The following is a 13934-nucleotide window of genomic DNA, read 5'->3' on the forward strand; positions in this document are numbered from 1 at the left end:
TGCCGTAGGTGGCCACGAACAGGTCGTACAACTCGCCGGGCTTGATCTCGACTCCCCGTTCGTCGGCGAGCGCCTGCGCGCGCCGGGCGAAGTCGATCTGCATCTCGCGCGGCAGGTCCAGTCCGTATTCGGTGAGCAGCACGTAGGCGAAGCCGCCCTTTCCCGACTGCGAGTTGACCCGGATCACGGCGTCATATGCGCGTCCGATATCGGCTGGATCAATGGGCAGATACGGTACCCGCCAATCGATTTCACGCTCTGAGCGCCCCGTTCGCAGTGCGCGTTCCCGGTGTTCGGCGAGCCCCTTCTTGATCGCGTCCTGATGAGTTCCCGAGAACGCGGTGTGCACCAGAGCCCCGACGTAGGGATGACGTTCGTGGATCGGCATCCGCGTGCAGTATTCGACCGTGCGGGCGATCTCGTCGATATCCGAGAAGTCGATCATCGGGTCGATGCCTTGGGCGTGCATGTTCAACGCCAGCGTCGCGATGTCGACATTGCCGGTGCGCTCGCCGTTTCCGAACACACAACCCTCCACGCGTTGCGCCCCGGCCAGGATGGCCAACTCCGCACACGCCACACCGGTGCCCCTGTCGTTGTGTGGATGAACCGACAGGATCACACTGTCGCGTCGCGCCAGATTGCGGTGCATGTACTCGATCTGGTCGGCATACACGTTGGGCGTGGCCACCTCGACGGTGGCGGGCAGGTTCAGGATCACCGGCCGCTCCGGGGTGGCGTCCCACAGTCTTGTCATGTCGTCGCACACGCCCAGCACGTAGTCGGGCTCGGTCAGATTGAAGACCTCCGGCGAGAACTCGAACCTGATATTGCCTGCGTCGCCGGTGAATTCGAGCACGTCGCGACCCCCGGCCAGGACCAGCCCGCGCAGCTCGGCGCCGTCTCTCCCCAGCACCACATCCCGCCACGTCGGCGCCGTCGCGGTGTACATGTGAACGACGACGTCACCCGGGATCCCCCGCACCGAGTCGACGGTCCGCTCGATCAGGTCGCGCCGGGCCGGCGTGAAGACGACGATCGTCACGTCCGCGGGCACGATATCGGATTCGGCCAGTAGCCGGACGAAGTTGTAGTCGGCCTGCGACGCAGACGGGTAACCGACCTCAATCTCCTTGTACCCCATCGCTACCAGAAGTTCGAAGAACCGTCGCTTGCGGGCGGGATCCATCGGGTCGGGCAGCGCCTGGTTGCCGTCACGCAGGTCGACGGGCACCCACAGGGGTGCGTGGGAAATCTGGGCGTTCGGCCAATGACGTTCTGCGAGTGGCACTTCCACACGGTCGTAGACGCTGGCATAGCGGTACGACGGCATCGGTGAGGGTTGTTGACGATTCCATGCAAACATTTCGTGGTCGCTTCCTGGTCGGGGTGCTACTGGAGTTCCGACCGGCACGACAACGCCCCACGGCGGGGAACCGGTCGTTCAGGCCCCGCCGCGGCGACTAAGCACGAGTGCACATGTCATGGTGCCCAGACTGTACACTACTCCTCAGACAAGTAGAGAGGTTTGGTTGTGGATTCACCTGTCGTCCAAGTGCAGCGCCACCCCCTTGCAGCCCAGACGGCCCAGCTACTGCTTTCACGGATCCGCAACGGCGAGTGGCCTCTGGGTCACCGATTGCCCGGCGAGACCACACTCGCCGCCCAGCTCGGCGTCGGCCGCTCGACGCTGCGCGAGGCGATCCGCGAACTCGCCGGCAAAGGGGTTCTCGACAGTCGCCAGGGTGCAGGCGTTTTCGTGATCGCCCTCGAGGCGATCGAGGACTGGGACACCATCCTGCGGCGTACCACGATCGCCGCAGTGATCGAGGCACGCATCGCGATCGAAGCCGAGGCCGCCGCGTTGGCCGCCACCCGGCGCACCCCCGCCGATCTGCGAGCGATCCGACGCACGCTGGCCGCCCGTGGTGTCGAAGGCCAGTCCATCCCCGACCACGTCGACGCCGACGCCGCATTTCACCGGGCGGTCGTGGCGGCCGCACACAACGACGTGCTGACGCAGTTGTTCGACGCGTTCCTGCCTCGGTTACGCCTGGCGATGATCGACATGCTCAAGATCAGGCCGGTGCCCGGCCAGGCCGACCACGTCGCGCACCGGGAGCTCGCCGACGCGATCGCCGCCCGCGATCCCATCGCGGCCGCCACAGCCAGCAGGTCGCATTTGAGTGCGTTGAAGGAGTCTTACGCGTGACACCCGTTCTCGAACTCGACGAGGTGACATTCCGCCGCGACAACAAGCAGATCATCGACGGGATCTCGCTGACAGTTCAGCCTGGCGAACACTGGGCGCTGTTGGGGCCCAACGGTGCAGGCAAGAGCACCTTGCTCGGTTTCTGCGCCGCGGTGACGTTCCCCACGACCGGTCGCGTGACCATCCTCGGCAGTCAGATGGGGCGCACCGATTTGGCGACGCTGCGCCGTTCGATCGGGCACGTGAATCCCCGTCACCGGCTTCAGTATTCGCTGACGGTCCGGGAGGTCGTGCTGACCGGTATCACCGCCACCATCGACCTGCCGATGCGCTGGGCACCGAGCCCGGAACAGGCCGAGCACGCCGACGCGATGATCGCCGCGGTGGGCATGACCGGTAAGGCCGGCAATGTCTGGCCCACGCTGTCACAAGGCGAACGGGGCCGCGCTCTCATTGCGCGAGCGCTGGTTTCGGAGCCCGAGCTGCTGCTGCTCGACGAGCCGACGACCGGGCTGGACGTCGCCGCCCGCGAGCAGCTGCTGGAGACGATCGACAACTTGGACCGGACGCATCCCGAGGTCGCGTCGATCCTGGTGACCCATCACCTCGAAGAGCTGCCGACCACCACCACCCATGCGCTGCTGATCGCCGAGGGCCGCACGGTGGCGAGCGGGCCTGCGCGCGAGACGATCTCGACCGACAATGTCACCGCCGCCTTCTCGCACCCGATCGCGGTCGGCTACCAGGAGGGCCGCTGGACCGCACGCGCCAAGGCCACGGCGATCGACGTCTAGGTGTCCGGCGCCAGGATCTGGTCGGCGTCGAAGCAGCTGTGATCACCGGTGTGGCAGGCTCCGCCGACCTGGTCGACCTCGAGCAGCACGGCGTCGCCGTCGCAGTCCAGCCGCACCGAGTGAACGTGCTGGGTGTGCCCGGAGGTCGCACCCTTCACCCAGTACTCGCCGCGCGATCGCGAAAAATAGGTCGCTTCGCGGGTTTCCAGCGTGCGGGCCAGCGCCTCGTCGTCCATCCAGGCGACCATCAGCACATCGCCGCTGCCCCGCTCCTGTGCGATCGCGGCGAACAGCCCATTGGCGTCGCGCTTGAGCCGCTTGGCGATATCCGGGTCGAGGCTCATCTCACCACTATCCCCTCGCCTGCCATCGCTGCCTTCACCTCACCGATCGTCAGCTCGCCGAAATGGAAGACGCTGGCCGCCAACACCGCATCAGCACCAGCCTCCACCGCGGGCGCGAAGTCGCCGACCGCTCCGGCACCGCCGCTGGCGATCACCGGGACCGTGACCGCCTTGCGGACCGCACGCAGCATCGCCAGATCGAATCCGGCTTTCGTGCCGTCGGCGTCCATCGAGTTCAGCAGGATCTCGCCGACACCCAATTCGGCTCCGCGCCGCGCCCATTCGACCGCGTCGATACCGGTCCCCTGCCGGCCACCGTGCGTGGTGACCTCCCAGCCCGACGGGGTGGGCGCCGACCCGGCCGGCACCGTGCGGGCATCCACCGACAGCACGATGCACTGCGAGCCGAACTGCCGGGACAACTCGGCCAGCAGTTCAGGGCGGGCGATCGCGGCGGTGTTCACCGAGACCTTGTCGGCCCCGGCCCGCAGCAGCACGTCGACATCCTCGACCGATCGCACACCACCGCCGACGGTGAGCGGAATGAACACCTGCTCGGCGGTGCGGCGCACCACATCGAGCATCGTCGCGCGGCCCGACGAGGACGCCGTGACGTCCAAGAAGGTCAGCTCGTCGGCACCCTCGGCGTCATAGACTGCGGCCAGCTCGACGGGATCGCCTGCATCCCGGAGGTTTTCGAAGTTCACACCCTTGACCACCCGGCCGGCATCGACGTCCAGGCAGGGAATCACACGCACCGCGACGTCCATCAGAGGTAATTCTCCGGCGGACCGACCCGGTCGAGGATCTCCATGACGCGCTCGTGCACGCCGGGGGCTGCGGCCAGCGCAGCGCGCGACGACGGCGTCCAGTGCTCGCCGGACAGGTCGGTGACGACTCCGCCCGCCGACCGCACCAGCGCGACTCCGGCAGCGTGATCCCAGATGTGATCACCGAAACTGATTGCCGCACCCATGATTCCGGACGATACATATGCGAAGTCGACGCCGGTGGCGCCGTGCATGCGCAGCTTCGAACAGACGCGGCTCAGATTCTCCAGCACAGCCAGGCGGTAGCGACCGGGAAAGCGCCCCCGCCAGTCGACGTTGAACGTTCCGATGCCGATCACGCACTGGCCGATCTCGCCGTGTCCGATCGGCGGCTGCGCTTTCCCGTTGTAGTACACCGGGCCCCCCAACACCGTGCTGTAGCGCTGGTCGGTGAACGGCAGCCAGGTCAGCCCGGCCACGGGCTCGCCGTCCCGCAGCAGACCCAGCAGGATCGCGGCCATCGGGGATCCGGCGGCGTAGTTGAAAGTCCCGTCGATCGGGTCGAGCACCCAGACCAGCGGGGAGTCGATCGGGGCGCCGCCGAATTCCTCGCCGTGCACGCCGATGCCCGTGGTCGCCTCCAAGGCCTGGACCACCTGGCGTTCGATGGCCAGGTCCACCTCGGTGGCGAAGTCGTTGCCCTTCTTCTGCACGGCCGAGTCGGCCCGATGCCCGGCGATGAACGGTGTGGACGCCTCGTCCAGAATCACCGCCGCCTGGGCCACCAGGGTGTCGAGGTCCACTACCGGCCCACCGCGGCAAGCGCGTCCGGCAGTGTGAATCGGCCGGCGTAGAGCGCCTTTCCGACGATCGCGCCTTCCACCCCGCTGTCGACCAGCGTCGCGATCGCGCGCAGATCGTCCAGGCTGGACACGCCTCCCGACGCGATAACCGGCGCGTCGGTGCACTCGGCCACGCCTTCGAGCAGGTCGAGGTTGGGTCCGGTGAGCGTGCCGTCCTTGGTGACATCGGTGACCACGAACCGCGAGCAGCCTTCGCTGTCAAGGCGTTCCAGCACATGCCACAGATCCCCGCCGTCGGTCTCCCAGCCGCGGCCGCGCAGCCGGTGCTCCCCCTCGACGATCTGCACGTCCAGGCCGACGGCGACCCGGTCGCCGTATTCGGCGATCGCAGCCGCGCACCACAGTGGGTTCTCCAGCGCCGCGGTGCCGATGTTGACCCGGGTGCAGCCGGTGGCCAACGCAGCCTTGAGCGACTCGTCGTCGCGGATCCCGCCGGACAGTTCGACGTTCACGTCGAGCTGCCCGACGACCTCGGCCAGCAGTTCACGGTTGGAGCCGCGACCGAATGCGGCGTCGAGGTCCACCAGGTGGATCCATTCGGCGCCGTCGCGCTGCCAGGTCAGTGCGGCGTCCAGCGCCGAACCGTACTCGGTCTCGCTGCCGGCCTTACCCTGCACCAGACGGACCGCCTTGCCCTCGACCACGTCGACGGCAGGCAACAAAATCAGTGGCACTCTTACAGCCCCTCAACCCAATTGGTGAGCAACGCCGCACCGGCGTCGCCGCTTTTCTCCGGATGAAATTGTGTCGCCGACAGCGGACCGTCCTCGACCGCGGCCAGGAACCGTACATGATGGCTGGCCCAGGTCAGCTTCGCCTCGGGTGCGCCCTCCCACTTCTGCGCCGCATAGGAATGCACGAAGTAGAACCGGGTGTCGGGGTCGAATCCCTTGAACAGCACACTGTCCGGCGCGGCGTCGACGACGTTCCACCCCATGTGCGGGATCACCGGCGCGTCGAGCCGGGTGACCGAGCCCGGCCACTGCCCGCAGCCCTGCGACTCGACCCCGAACTCCACGCCGTGGGCGAACAGGATCTGCATGCCCACGCACACACCGAGCACCGGGCGGCCCGCGGCCACCCGCTCGGCGATTATCCGGTCGCCCCCGATGCCGCGCAGGCCGACCATGCACGCCTCGAACGCGCCGACGCCGGGCACCACCAGGCCGTCGGCATTCAGTGCACGGTGCGCGTCGGCGGTCACCTCGACGTCGGCCCCGGTGCGCTCCAGCGCCCGCTGCGCCGAGCGTAGGTTACCCGAGCCGTAGTCCAGGACGACAACGGATCTAGCTGTCACAGTGAGCCTTTGGTGGACGGCACGCCGGAGACCCGGGGATCGGGCTCGACGGCCTGTCGCAGCGCGCGTGCCACCGCCTTGTATTCCGCCTCGGTGATGTGGTGCGGGTCGCGGCCGTACAGCGTGCGCACGTGCAGCGAGATGCGGGCGTTGAATGCCAGCGACTCGAACACGTGCCGGTTGACGACCGTGTGGTAGGGCACGCTGGAGCCGGCGATGGTGAAGTCGACCATGTAGTCGGGTTCACCGGTGTGCACGAAGTACGGGCGACCGGAGACGTCGACGGCGGCATGGGCCAGCGTCTCGTCCATCGGGATGAAGGCGTCGCCGAAGCGGCGGATGCCCTTCTTGTCGCCGAGCGCTTGCCCGAGCGCGGTGCCGAGCACGATCGCGGTGTCCTCGATGGTGTGGTGGCCCTCGATGTCGACATCGCCCTTGGCGGAGATCGACAGGTCGAAACTCGCGTGAGTGCCCAGCGCGGTCAGCATGTGGTCGAAGAACGGCACCCCGGTGTGCACGCTGACCTGTCCGGTGCCGTCGAGGTTCAGCTCGACGACGATGTCGGATTCGCGGGTCTTGCGTTCGACCTTGGCGATGCGGGTCATAGTGCTCCTATTTTGGCGCTGGCGGCGAGGAAGGCGTCGTTCTCGTCGGCCAATCCGATGGTGGTGCGCAGATACCCGGGGATGCCGACATCGCGGATCAGGACGCCTTCGTCGAGGTAGCGCTGCCAGGCCGCGCCGGCGTCGGCGAATTCGCCGAACAGGACGAAGTTGGCGTCGCTGGGAATGACCCGGAAACCATAGTCGGTCAGCGCGGCACTGACCCGCTCCCGTTCGGCGATCAGCGTCGCGACGCTGCCCAGGGTGTCGTCGGCATGCCGAAGCGCGGCACGGGCGGCGGCCTGGGTGACCACCGAGAGGTGATAGGGCAGCCGGACCAGCAACACCGCGTCGATGATCGCCGGGGCGGCGATCAGGTACCCCAGCCGGCCGCCGGCGAACGCGAACGCCTTGCTCATGGTGCGGCTGACGATCAACCGGGACGGGTACTCCTCGATCAGCGCGATCGCGCTGGGCTGGCTGGAAAACTCACCGTAGGCCTCGTCGACGATCAGGATGCCGTGGTGCATGGCGTCCAGCAGCCGTCGCAGGTCGTCGAGCGGAACGCTCTGGCCGGACGGGTTGTTGGGGCTCGCGACGAACACGACGTCGGGGTCGCGGGCGGCGATGACGGTCGCTGCCGTGTCGACGTCGAGGCTGAAATCGGCCGCGCGCACCGACTCCACCCACTCGGTCTGCGTCCCGTTCGAGATGATCGGGTGCATCGAATACGACGGCACGAAACCGATCGCGCTGCGGCCCGGTCCACCGAACGCCTGCAGGAGTTGCTGCAGGATCTCGTTGGATCCGTTTGCCGCCCAGACGTTTTCCTCCGCGACCTCGACGCCGGTCTGGTCGCGGAGGTAGGCGGCCAGGTCTGCGCGCAGGGCGACGGCGTCGCGATCGGGATAGCGGTGCAGTTCGGCTGCGGCCGCCTGCACCGAACGCGTGACGTCCTCGACCAGCGCCGGACTCGGCGGGTGCGGGTTCTCGTTGGTGTTGAGCCGCACCGGGACGTCAAGTTGCGGTGCACCGTAGGGAGATTTCCCGCGCAGATCGTCGCGCAGCGGCAGATCGGCCAGCGTCACGCCGGCACCGGGAATGGGGCTCACCGCTCGAACCTCCGGCGGACCGCCTCACCGTGGGCCGGCAGATCCTCGGCCTTGGCCAGTGTGATCACATGCCCGGACACGTCTTTGAGCGCCGCCTCGGTGTAGTCGACGACGTGGATGCCGCGCAGGAAGGTTTGCACCGACAAGCCGCTGGAGTGCCTGGCGCAGCCCGCGGTGGGCAGTACGTGATTGGACCCGGCGCAATAGTCACCGAGGCTGACCGGCGACCACGGCCCCACGAAGATCGCACCGGCCGCGCGGATACGGCTGGCCACCTCGTTGGCGTTCACAGTCTGGATCTCCAAATGCTCTGCGGCATAAGCGTTGACGACCCGAATTCCGGTGTCGACGTCGTCGACCAGCACAATGCCCGACTGGCGCCCGCGCAGCGCCTCGGTGACCCGCTCCCGGTGCTTGGTGGTCTCGAGCTGCACGGCCAACTCGGCTTCGGTGGCCTGCGCCAGCTCGGTACTGTCGGTCACCAGCACGCTGGCGGCCATCACGTCATGCTCGGCCTGGCTGATCAGATCGGCAGCGACATGCACCGGGTCGGCGGTGTGGTCGGCGAGGATCGCGATCTCGGTGGGCCCGGCCTCGGCGTCGATACCGATCTGCGAGCGGCAGATTCGCTTGGCGGCGGTCACATAGATGTTTCCCGGTCCGGTGACCATGTCGACCGGTGCCAGCTCGGCGCCGTCGATGTCGGTGCCGCCGTAGGCCATCAGCGCCACCGCCTGTGCGCCGCCGACCGCCCACACCTCTTCGACACCGAGCAGCGCGGCCGCCGCCAGGATCGTCGGGTGCGGCAGACCACCGTGGCCGGCCTGCGGCGGGCTGGCGATCACCAACGAGTCGACGCCGGCGGTCTGCGCGGGCACGACGTTCATCACCACACTGGAGGGGTAGACGGCATTGCCGCCGGGCACGTATAGACCGACCCGCTCCACCGGCACCCACCGCTCGGTGACCGACGCGCCGGAGTCGAACAGCGTGGTGGTGTCGGTGCGCCGTTGATCGGCATGCACGGCGCGGGTGCGATCGATCGCCACCTCGAGCGCGGCGCGTACCTCGGCAGGCAGTGCGGCCAGCGCCTCACCCAGCGCGGCGACGGGAACCCGCACGGTCGCGGGGCGTACCCCGTCGAATTTCTCGCCGTACTCCAGTGCCGCGACGGCACCGCGCTCGGCGACGTCGTCAACGATCGGCCGGACCTTCGGGACCACGGCGTCGACATCCACGCCGCCACGCGGAAGCGCCGCGCGCAGCGAGGCGGCGGTCAGCGCCCGGCCGCGCAGGTCGATCCGGTTCATCGCGAAGCTGGTCATCGGATCAATTGTCCCCGATCGGTGCACCCGAATAAAAATCGATTGAGCGCGGCCGCCGGCGGCCCGGATACTGCGGGTATGCAATTCGAGCTGTGGCTGGCCTTCATCGGCGCCGCGATCGCCATCAGTGTGTCCCCCGGGGCCGGTGCGATCCAGTCCATGGCGACCGGTCTGGCGCACGGTCTGCGTCGCGGCTACTGGAGCATCACGGGGCTGCAGATCGGCCTGATGCTGCAACTGGTGGCGGTGGCGGTCGGCCTCGGCGCGGCCGTCGCGCAGTCGATCGTCGCGTTCACGGTGATCAAATGGATCGGCGTGGTCTACCTGGTCTATCTCGCGGTCCGCCAATGGCGCAGTAAGCCCTTCGACCTGCGCGAACAGCTTGACACCTCAGCCGGTGGCGGGCGGTGGACCCTGCTGGTGCGTGGCTGCCTGGTCAACGTGACCAATCCCAAGGGGCTGGTGTTCCTGCTGGCAGTGCTGCCCCAGTTCGTCGTGCCGACCGCACCGCTGCTGCCGCAGTACCTCGCCATCGGGGCGACGATGGTGGTCGTCGATCTGGTGGTGATGGGCGCCTACACCGGGCTGGCATCCCGCTTGTTGCGGTGGCTGCGCACACCACGCCAGCAGAGGGCCATGAACCGGACGTTCTCCGGCCTGTTCGCCGCGGCGGCCGTGGTGCTGTCCCTGGTGCGCCGGGGCGCGGCCGCCTAACGTGAGCGCCATGTCGACCAAGGATCACCCGAACAACGCGCCCGGCGTGCCGATGAAGTTCCCGGTCTGGTTCGAGAACTTCCAGATCAAGTACTTCAATCCGGCAGTGAAGCCGCTGGCCAAGTTCATGCCGGGCATGTCGGTCATCTCGCATCGGGGCCGCACCTCGGGCAAGCAGTACGAGACCGTGGTCTCGGCCTTCCGCAAGGGTGACACCCTGGCCGTGATGCTCGGCCACGGCAAGACCAACTGGGTCAAGAACATCCTGGCCGCCGGCGAGGCCGACATCCGGCACGGCCGCAAGACCCTGCATCTGGTCAACCCGCGGGTGGTGCCCGCGGGCACCGACGATCCGTCGCTTCCCGGGGTTGCCCGTCGCGGCGTCAAGCGCGGCGTCGGCGCGTTCGTCGCCGATATCGCCTAGAGGTCCAGACCGACGTCGAGGACCCGTACCGAGTGGGTCAACGCCCCGACGGCGAGGAAGTCGACCCCGGTCCCGGCATAGTCGGCGGCGGACTCCAGGCTGAGTCCGCCCGAGGATTCCAGCAGCACGCCGGGGGCGTTGGCATCGCGCCGCTGTACCGCGATCTGGGTCTGCCACACCGGGAAGTTGTCCAGCAGAATGAGCTGCACATCCTCGGCGAGCACCTCGTCGAGTTGCTCGAGGGTGTCCACCTCGACCTCGCACGGCAGATCCGGCGAGGCGGCACGCACCGCCCGCAGTGCGGCGACCACCGAACCGGCCGCCGCGACGTGGTTGTCCTTGATCAGCGCGGCGTCGCCCAAGCCCATCCGGTGGTTGACACCGCCGCCCACCCGCACCGCGTACTTCTGCAGTGCCCGCAGCCCCGGGAGGGTCTTGCGGGTGTCGCGGATCTTGGCTTTGGTGCCGTCGACGGCGTCGACCCATGCCGCGGTGGCGGTGGCGATGCCCGACAGGTGGCAGACGAGATTGAGCAGGGTCCGCTCGGCGGTCAGCAGACCTCGGGTCGGGCCCTTCAGCTGGAGCAGGGCGGTGCCGGCGTCCAGCCGGGTGCCGTCGTCCACCCGATCGACGACCTGGTAGCCGTCTTGGCCGAGCACCTCGTCGAGAACGAGTAGTGCGACGTCGATTCCGGCGGCGACGCCGGGTTCGCGCGATACCAGCGACGCCAACGTGGTCGCGTCCTCGGGCACGGTGGCCAGCGTCGTGATGTCGGGACCGTAGCGCAGGTCCTCGTCCAGGCCGCGACGAATCGTGATGCGAGCTTGCGCAAGCTCGTCGTCGGTGAGTGTCATCGCAGGCAGGCCGCCGCGTTTTCGCCGTGCAGGGTGCGGCTGAACGCTTGCGCCGGATCGGTGTCCGGGTGATCGCCGCGGTGGTGGCATCCACGAGATTCGGTGCGCGCCAACGCCGCTGCGGCTACCGCGCGTGCGGTGGTGGTGAGCGCGACGTCCTCGGTGGCGGTGCGGGTGGTCATCCGCACTGGTGTCGCCTCGGCCAAGATCTCGGTGAGTTGATGCAGGCCGGTAGCGTCCCTTACTACGGAAGCCCACTGGGTCATGGCGGCTTGTAGTTGGGTGCGGTCGAGCGCATCGCGTTGCTGCTCTTCGGCTTTGGCCACCGGCGCACCCGAGTCACGGGCGTGCTCGACGGCGGCCCGCCCGGCGCGGCCGCCGACCACCAGGCCTTCGAGCAGGCTGTTGGAGGCCAGCCGGTTGGCGCCGTGCATGCCGGTTCGGGCCACCTCGCCGGCGGCGAACAGGCCGGGCAGCTCGGTCCGGCCGGACACGTCGGTGGTCACCCCGCCGCAGCTGTAATGCGCGCCCGGCACGACCGGGATCAGCTGCCGGGTGGGGTCGATGCCCGCCGCACGGCAGGCGGCGGTGACCGTCGGGAAGCGTTGCGCGAACTGGTCGATGGAGCGCGCGTCGAGGTACACGCACTCGTCGCCGGTTTCGCGCAGTCGGGCCTCGATTGCCGCGGCGACGACGTCGCGCGGGGCGAGATCACCCATGGGGTGGTGTGCGGTCATCGACTCGCCGCGGGCGTCGCGCAGCACCGCGCCCTCGCCGCGCAGCGCCTCGGTGATCAGCGGACGGCGTCCGGCGGCGTTGCGGTCGAACAGCATGGTCGGGTGGAACTGGACGAATTCGATGTCGGTGACCCCGACACCGGCCCACAGCGCCAGGGCGATGCCGTCGCCGGTGGAGCCTTCCGGGTTGGTGGTCGCCCGATACAGGTGGCCCAGTCCACCGGTGGCGAGGATGACCGACGGGGCGTGCACGATACCGAGCCCGTCGGCGTTGCGGACCAGCACCCCGCTGACCGCCGTGCCATCGCTGAGGATCTGCAGCGCAACATGATTGCGCCGGATGTCCAGGGTGGCGGCGGCATGGTCGAGTGCACGCTGCACTTCGGCACCGGTGGCGTCACCCCCGGCGTGGATGATGCGCCTGCGGGAGTGGCCGCCCTCACGGGTCAGCGCCCACTGCCCGGGCGCGCTCTCGTCGAACCGGGCGCCGTCATCGACCAGATCGGCCACCGCACGGTATCCGTCGGCGACGATCGACCGGACCGCCTCCGGGTCGCACAACCCGGCACCCGCCGCCAGGGTGTCGCGCACGTGCGCTTGCACCGAGTCGTCGGTGTGCGGCAGCACCACCGCGATCCCGCCCTGGGCGTAAAACGTCGCGGTATCAGGTGCCTTGCTCAGAATGACTGTGCGGCCGCCTTTTCGGTGTGCGGCCAGGGCCGCGGCCAGACCGGCCACCCCGGTGCCGATCACCACGACGTCGGCGCGCTGCTGCCAGTCCACGCCCGCGGTGCTGGCGCCGCAGGCGAACGAGCGCGTCATTCGCCGCCGCCGGGCTGACCGATCTCGATCATCCGCTGCACGCTCGCGCGGGCCAGCCGGGCGGTCTCGAGATCGACGTCGACCTCGTCGGCGCCGTCCACCAGGCAGCGCAGCAACGCGGCCGGGGTGATCATCTTCATGTACTTGCACGACGCCCGGTCGTTGACGGCCTGGAAATCGATTCCCGGTGCGGCGCGGCGCAGTTGGTGCAGCATCCCGACCTCGGTGGCGACCAGCACCTGCTTGGCATGAGAGGCCTTCGCGGCGTCCAGCATGCCGCCGGTGGACAGGATCTTGACCCGGTCCGACGGGAAGGCGCCTTCACCGGCCAGATACAACGCCGATGTGGCACAACCGCATTCAGGATGGACGAACAGCTCCGCGTCCGGGTGGCTACGAGCCTGGTCGGCCAGTTCGTCGCCGTTGATACCCGCGTGCACGTGGCACTCGCCTGCCCAGACGTGCAGGTTGGTCCGGCCGGTCATCCGGCGGACGTGGGCCCCGAGGAACTGGTCAGGGCAGAACAGCACCTCGCGGTCGGCCGGGATGGACGCCACCACCTCGACGGCGTTGGACGAGGTGCAGCAGATGTCGGTGAGCGCCTTCACGGCGGCGGTGGTGTTGACGTAGGAGACGACGACCGCACCGGGGTGCTCGTCCTTCCAGGCCTGCAACTCCTCGGCGGTGATCGAGTCGGCCAGCGAGCAACCTGCGCGCTGGTCCGGGATCAGCACCGTTTTCTCGGGGCTGAGGATCTTGGCGGTCTCGGCCATGAAGTGCACGCCGCAGAACACGATCGTCTCTTCGGCGGCCTCGGCGGCGATCCGGGACAGCGCCAGCGAGTCACCGACATGATCGGCGACGTCCTGAATGGCCGGCAGCTGGTAGTTGTGCGCCAGGATGGTCGCGTTCCGCAGGGTGGCCAGCCGGCGAATCTCGGCGGCCCATTCCTCGTCGCCGTTCACGCCGGTGTAACCACCGGGTCCGTCGGTGATGCGAGCGACAAGGCCGGTCCCCACGGCGCCGGCACGATCCAAGACGGTCATTTCCGCCTCCTGTCTTGC

The 13934-nt window shown here is 68.5% G+C and carries 15 protein-coding genes and 1 pseudogene; 4 read left to right on the forward strand and 12 right to left on the reverse strand.

What is annotated here, in order from left to right; translation table 11 throughout:
- Positions 1 to 4: 4 nt before the first annotated feature.
- A pseudogene (locus CRM90_RS14620) lies at positions 5 to 1333 on the reverse strand (2-isopropylmalate synthase); the annotation flags it as partial.
- Positions 1334 to 1534: 201 nt separating this feature from the next.
- Between CRM90_RS14620 and CRM90_RS14625 the strand changes: the two are divergent.
- Together CRM90_RS14625 and CRM90_RS14630 are read left to right on the forward strand one after the other, a co-directional pair.
- A complete protein-coding gene (locus tag CRM90_RS14625) occupies positions 1535 to 2212 on the forward strand; it encodes a FadR/GntR family transcriptional regulator (RefSeq protein ID WP_199189902.1) in 678 nt (225 codons plus the stop codon).
- Positions 2209 to 3006, forward strand: coding sequence for an ABC transporter ATP-binding protein (locus tag CRM90_RS14630; RefSeq protein WP_102807669.1), 798 nt, complete (start codon positions 2209 to 2211; stop codon positions 3004 to 3006). The genes CRM90_RS14625 and CRM90_RS14630 overlap by 4 nt, the downstream gene beginning before the upstream one ends.
- Here the strand turns inward: CRM90_RS14630 and hisI are convergent.
- Genes hisI through hisD form a run of 8 tightly spaced genes read right to left on the reverse strand, consistent with a single transcriptional unit; the run spans position 3003 to position 9319 of the window.
- Complete coding sequence (gene hisI, locus CRM90_RS14635) at positions 3003 to 3350, reverse strand: phosphoribosyl-AMP cyclohydrolase (RefSeq protein ID WP_102807670.1); 348 nt, start codon at positions 3348 to 3350, stop codon at positions 3003 to 3005. The two genes, CRM90_RS14630 and hisI, sit on opposite strands and share 4 nt — an antisense overlap.
- The gene (hisF, locus tag CRM90_RS14640; RefSeq protein WP_102807671.1) at positions 3347 to 4120 is read right to left on the reverse strand and encodes an imidazole glycerol phosphate synthase subunit HisF; all 774 of its coding nucleotides are present in this window, start codon (positions 4118 to 4120) and stop codon (positions 3347 to 3349) included. Before hisF ends, hisI begins: the two co-directional genes overlap by 4 nt.
- The gene (locus CRM90_RS14645) at positions 4120 to 4923 is read right to left on the reverse strand and encodes an inositol monophosphatase family protein (protein WP_102807672.1); all 804 of its coding nucleotides are present in this window, start codon (positions 4921 to 4923) and stop codon (positions 4120 to 4122) included. The genes hisF and CRM90_RS14645 overlap by 1 nt, the downstream gene beginning before the upstream one ends.
- Positions 4923 to 5657, reverse strand: coding sequence for a bifunctional 1-(5-phosphoribosyl)-5-((5-phosphoribosylamino)methylideneamino)imidazole-4-carboxamide isomerase/phosphoribosylanthranilate isomerase PriA (priA, locus tag CRM90_RS14650; RefSeq protein ID WP_102807673.1), 735 nt, complete (start codon positions 5655 to 5657; stop codon positions 4923 to 4925). The genes CRM90_RS14645 and priA overlap by 1 nt, the downstream gene beginning before the upstream one ends.
- A 2-nt stretch (positions 5658 to 5659) precedes the next feature.
- On the reverse strand, positions 5660 to 6280 hold the full coding sequence (hisH, locus tag CRM90_RS14655) for an imidazole glycerol phosphate synthase subunit HisH (RefSeq protein WP_102807674.1): 621 nt from the start codon (positions 6278 to 6280) through the stop codon (positions 5660 to 5662).
- A complete protein-coding gene (gene hisB, locus CRM90_RS14660; protein WP_102807675.1) occupies positions 6277 to 6885 on the reverse strand; it encodes an imidazoleglycerol-phosphate dehydratase HisB in 609 nt (202 codons plus the stop codon). The genes hisH and hisB overlap by 4 nt, the downstream gene beginning before the upstream one ends.
- A complete protein-coding gene (locus CRM90_RS14665; protein ID WP_102807760.1) occupies positions 6882 to 7985 on the reverse strand; it encodes a histidinol-phosphate transaminase in 1104 nt (367 codons plus the stop codon). The genes hisB and CRM90_RS14665 overlap by 4 nt, the downstream gene beginning before the upstream one ends.
- 5 nt (positions 7986 to 7990) lie before the next feature.
- Positions 7991 to 9319: a histidinol dehydrogenase gene (hisD, locus tag CRM90_RS14670; RefSeq protein WP_233209326.1), complete on the reverse strand. Its 1329-nt coding sequence runs from the start codon at positions 9317 to 9319 to the stop codon at positions 7991 to 7993.
- Between the two features lie 78 nt (positions 9320 to 9397).
- Between hisD and rhtB the strand changes: the two genes are divergently transcribed.
- Both rhtB and CRM90_RS14680 read left to right on the forward strand, forming a co-directional pair.
- Positions 9398 to 10033, forward strand: a complete 636-nt coding sequence (gene rhtB, locus CRM90_RS14675; RefSeq protein ID WP_102807676.1) for a homoserine/homoserine lactone efflux protein — start codon at positions 9398 to 9400, stop codon at positions 10031 to 10033.
- 10 nt (positions 10034 to 10043) lie between these two features.
- Entirely contained in the window at positions 10044 to 10457 is a 414-nt protein-coding gene (locus CRM90_RS14680; RefSeq protein ID WP_083120525.1) for a nitroreductase family deazaflavin-dependent oxidoreductase, read from the forward strand.
- Here CRM90_RS14680 and nadC read toward each other — a convergent pair.
- The 3 genes from nadC to nadA are packed head-to-tail and all read right to left on the reverse strand — an operon-like array spanning position 10454 to position 13916.
- A complete protein-coding gene (gene nadC, locus CRM90_RS14685; RefSeq protein ID WP_102807677.1) occupies positions 10454 to 11311 on the reverse strand; it encodes a carboxylating nicotinate-nucleotide diphosphorylase in 858 nt (285 codons plus the stop codon). The two genes, CRM90_RS14680 and nadC, sit on opposite strands and share 4 nt — an antisense overlap.
- Positions 11308 to 12870 carry an L-aspartate oxidase gene (locus tag CRM90_RS14690; protein WP_102807678.1) on the reverse strand — a complete coding sequence of 521 codons (1563 nt, stop codon included), beginning with the start codon at positions 12868 to 12870 and terminating at the stop codon, positions 11308 to 11310. Before CRM90_RS14690 ends, nadC begins: the two co-directional genes overlap by 4 nt.
- Positions 12867 to 13916 (reverse strand): quinolinate synthase NadA, encoded by a 1050-nt coding sequence (gene nadA, locus CRM90_RS14695; protein WP_102807679.1) that lies wholly within the window; start codon positions 13914 to 13916, stop codon positions 12867 to 12869. Before nadA ends, CRM90_RS14690 begins: the two co-directional genes overlap by 4 nt.
- Between the last annotated feature and the right edge of the window lie 18 nt (positions 13917 to 13934).

It is taken from the genome of Mycobacterium sp. ENV421, assembly GCF_002887815.1.
Lineage (GTDB): Bacteria > Actinomycetota > Actinomycetes > Mycobacteriales > Mycobacteriaceae > Mycobacterium.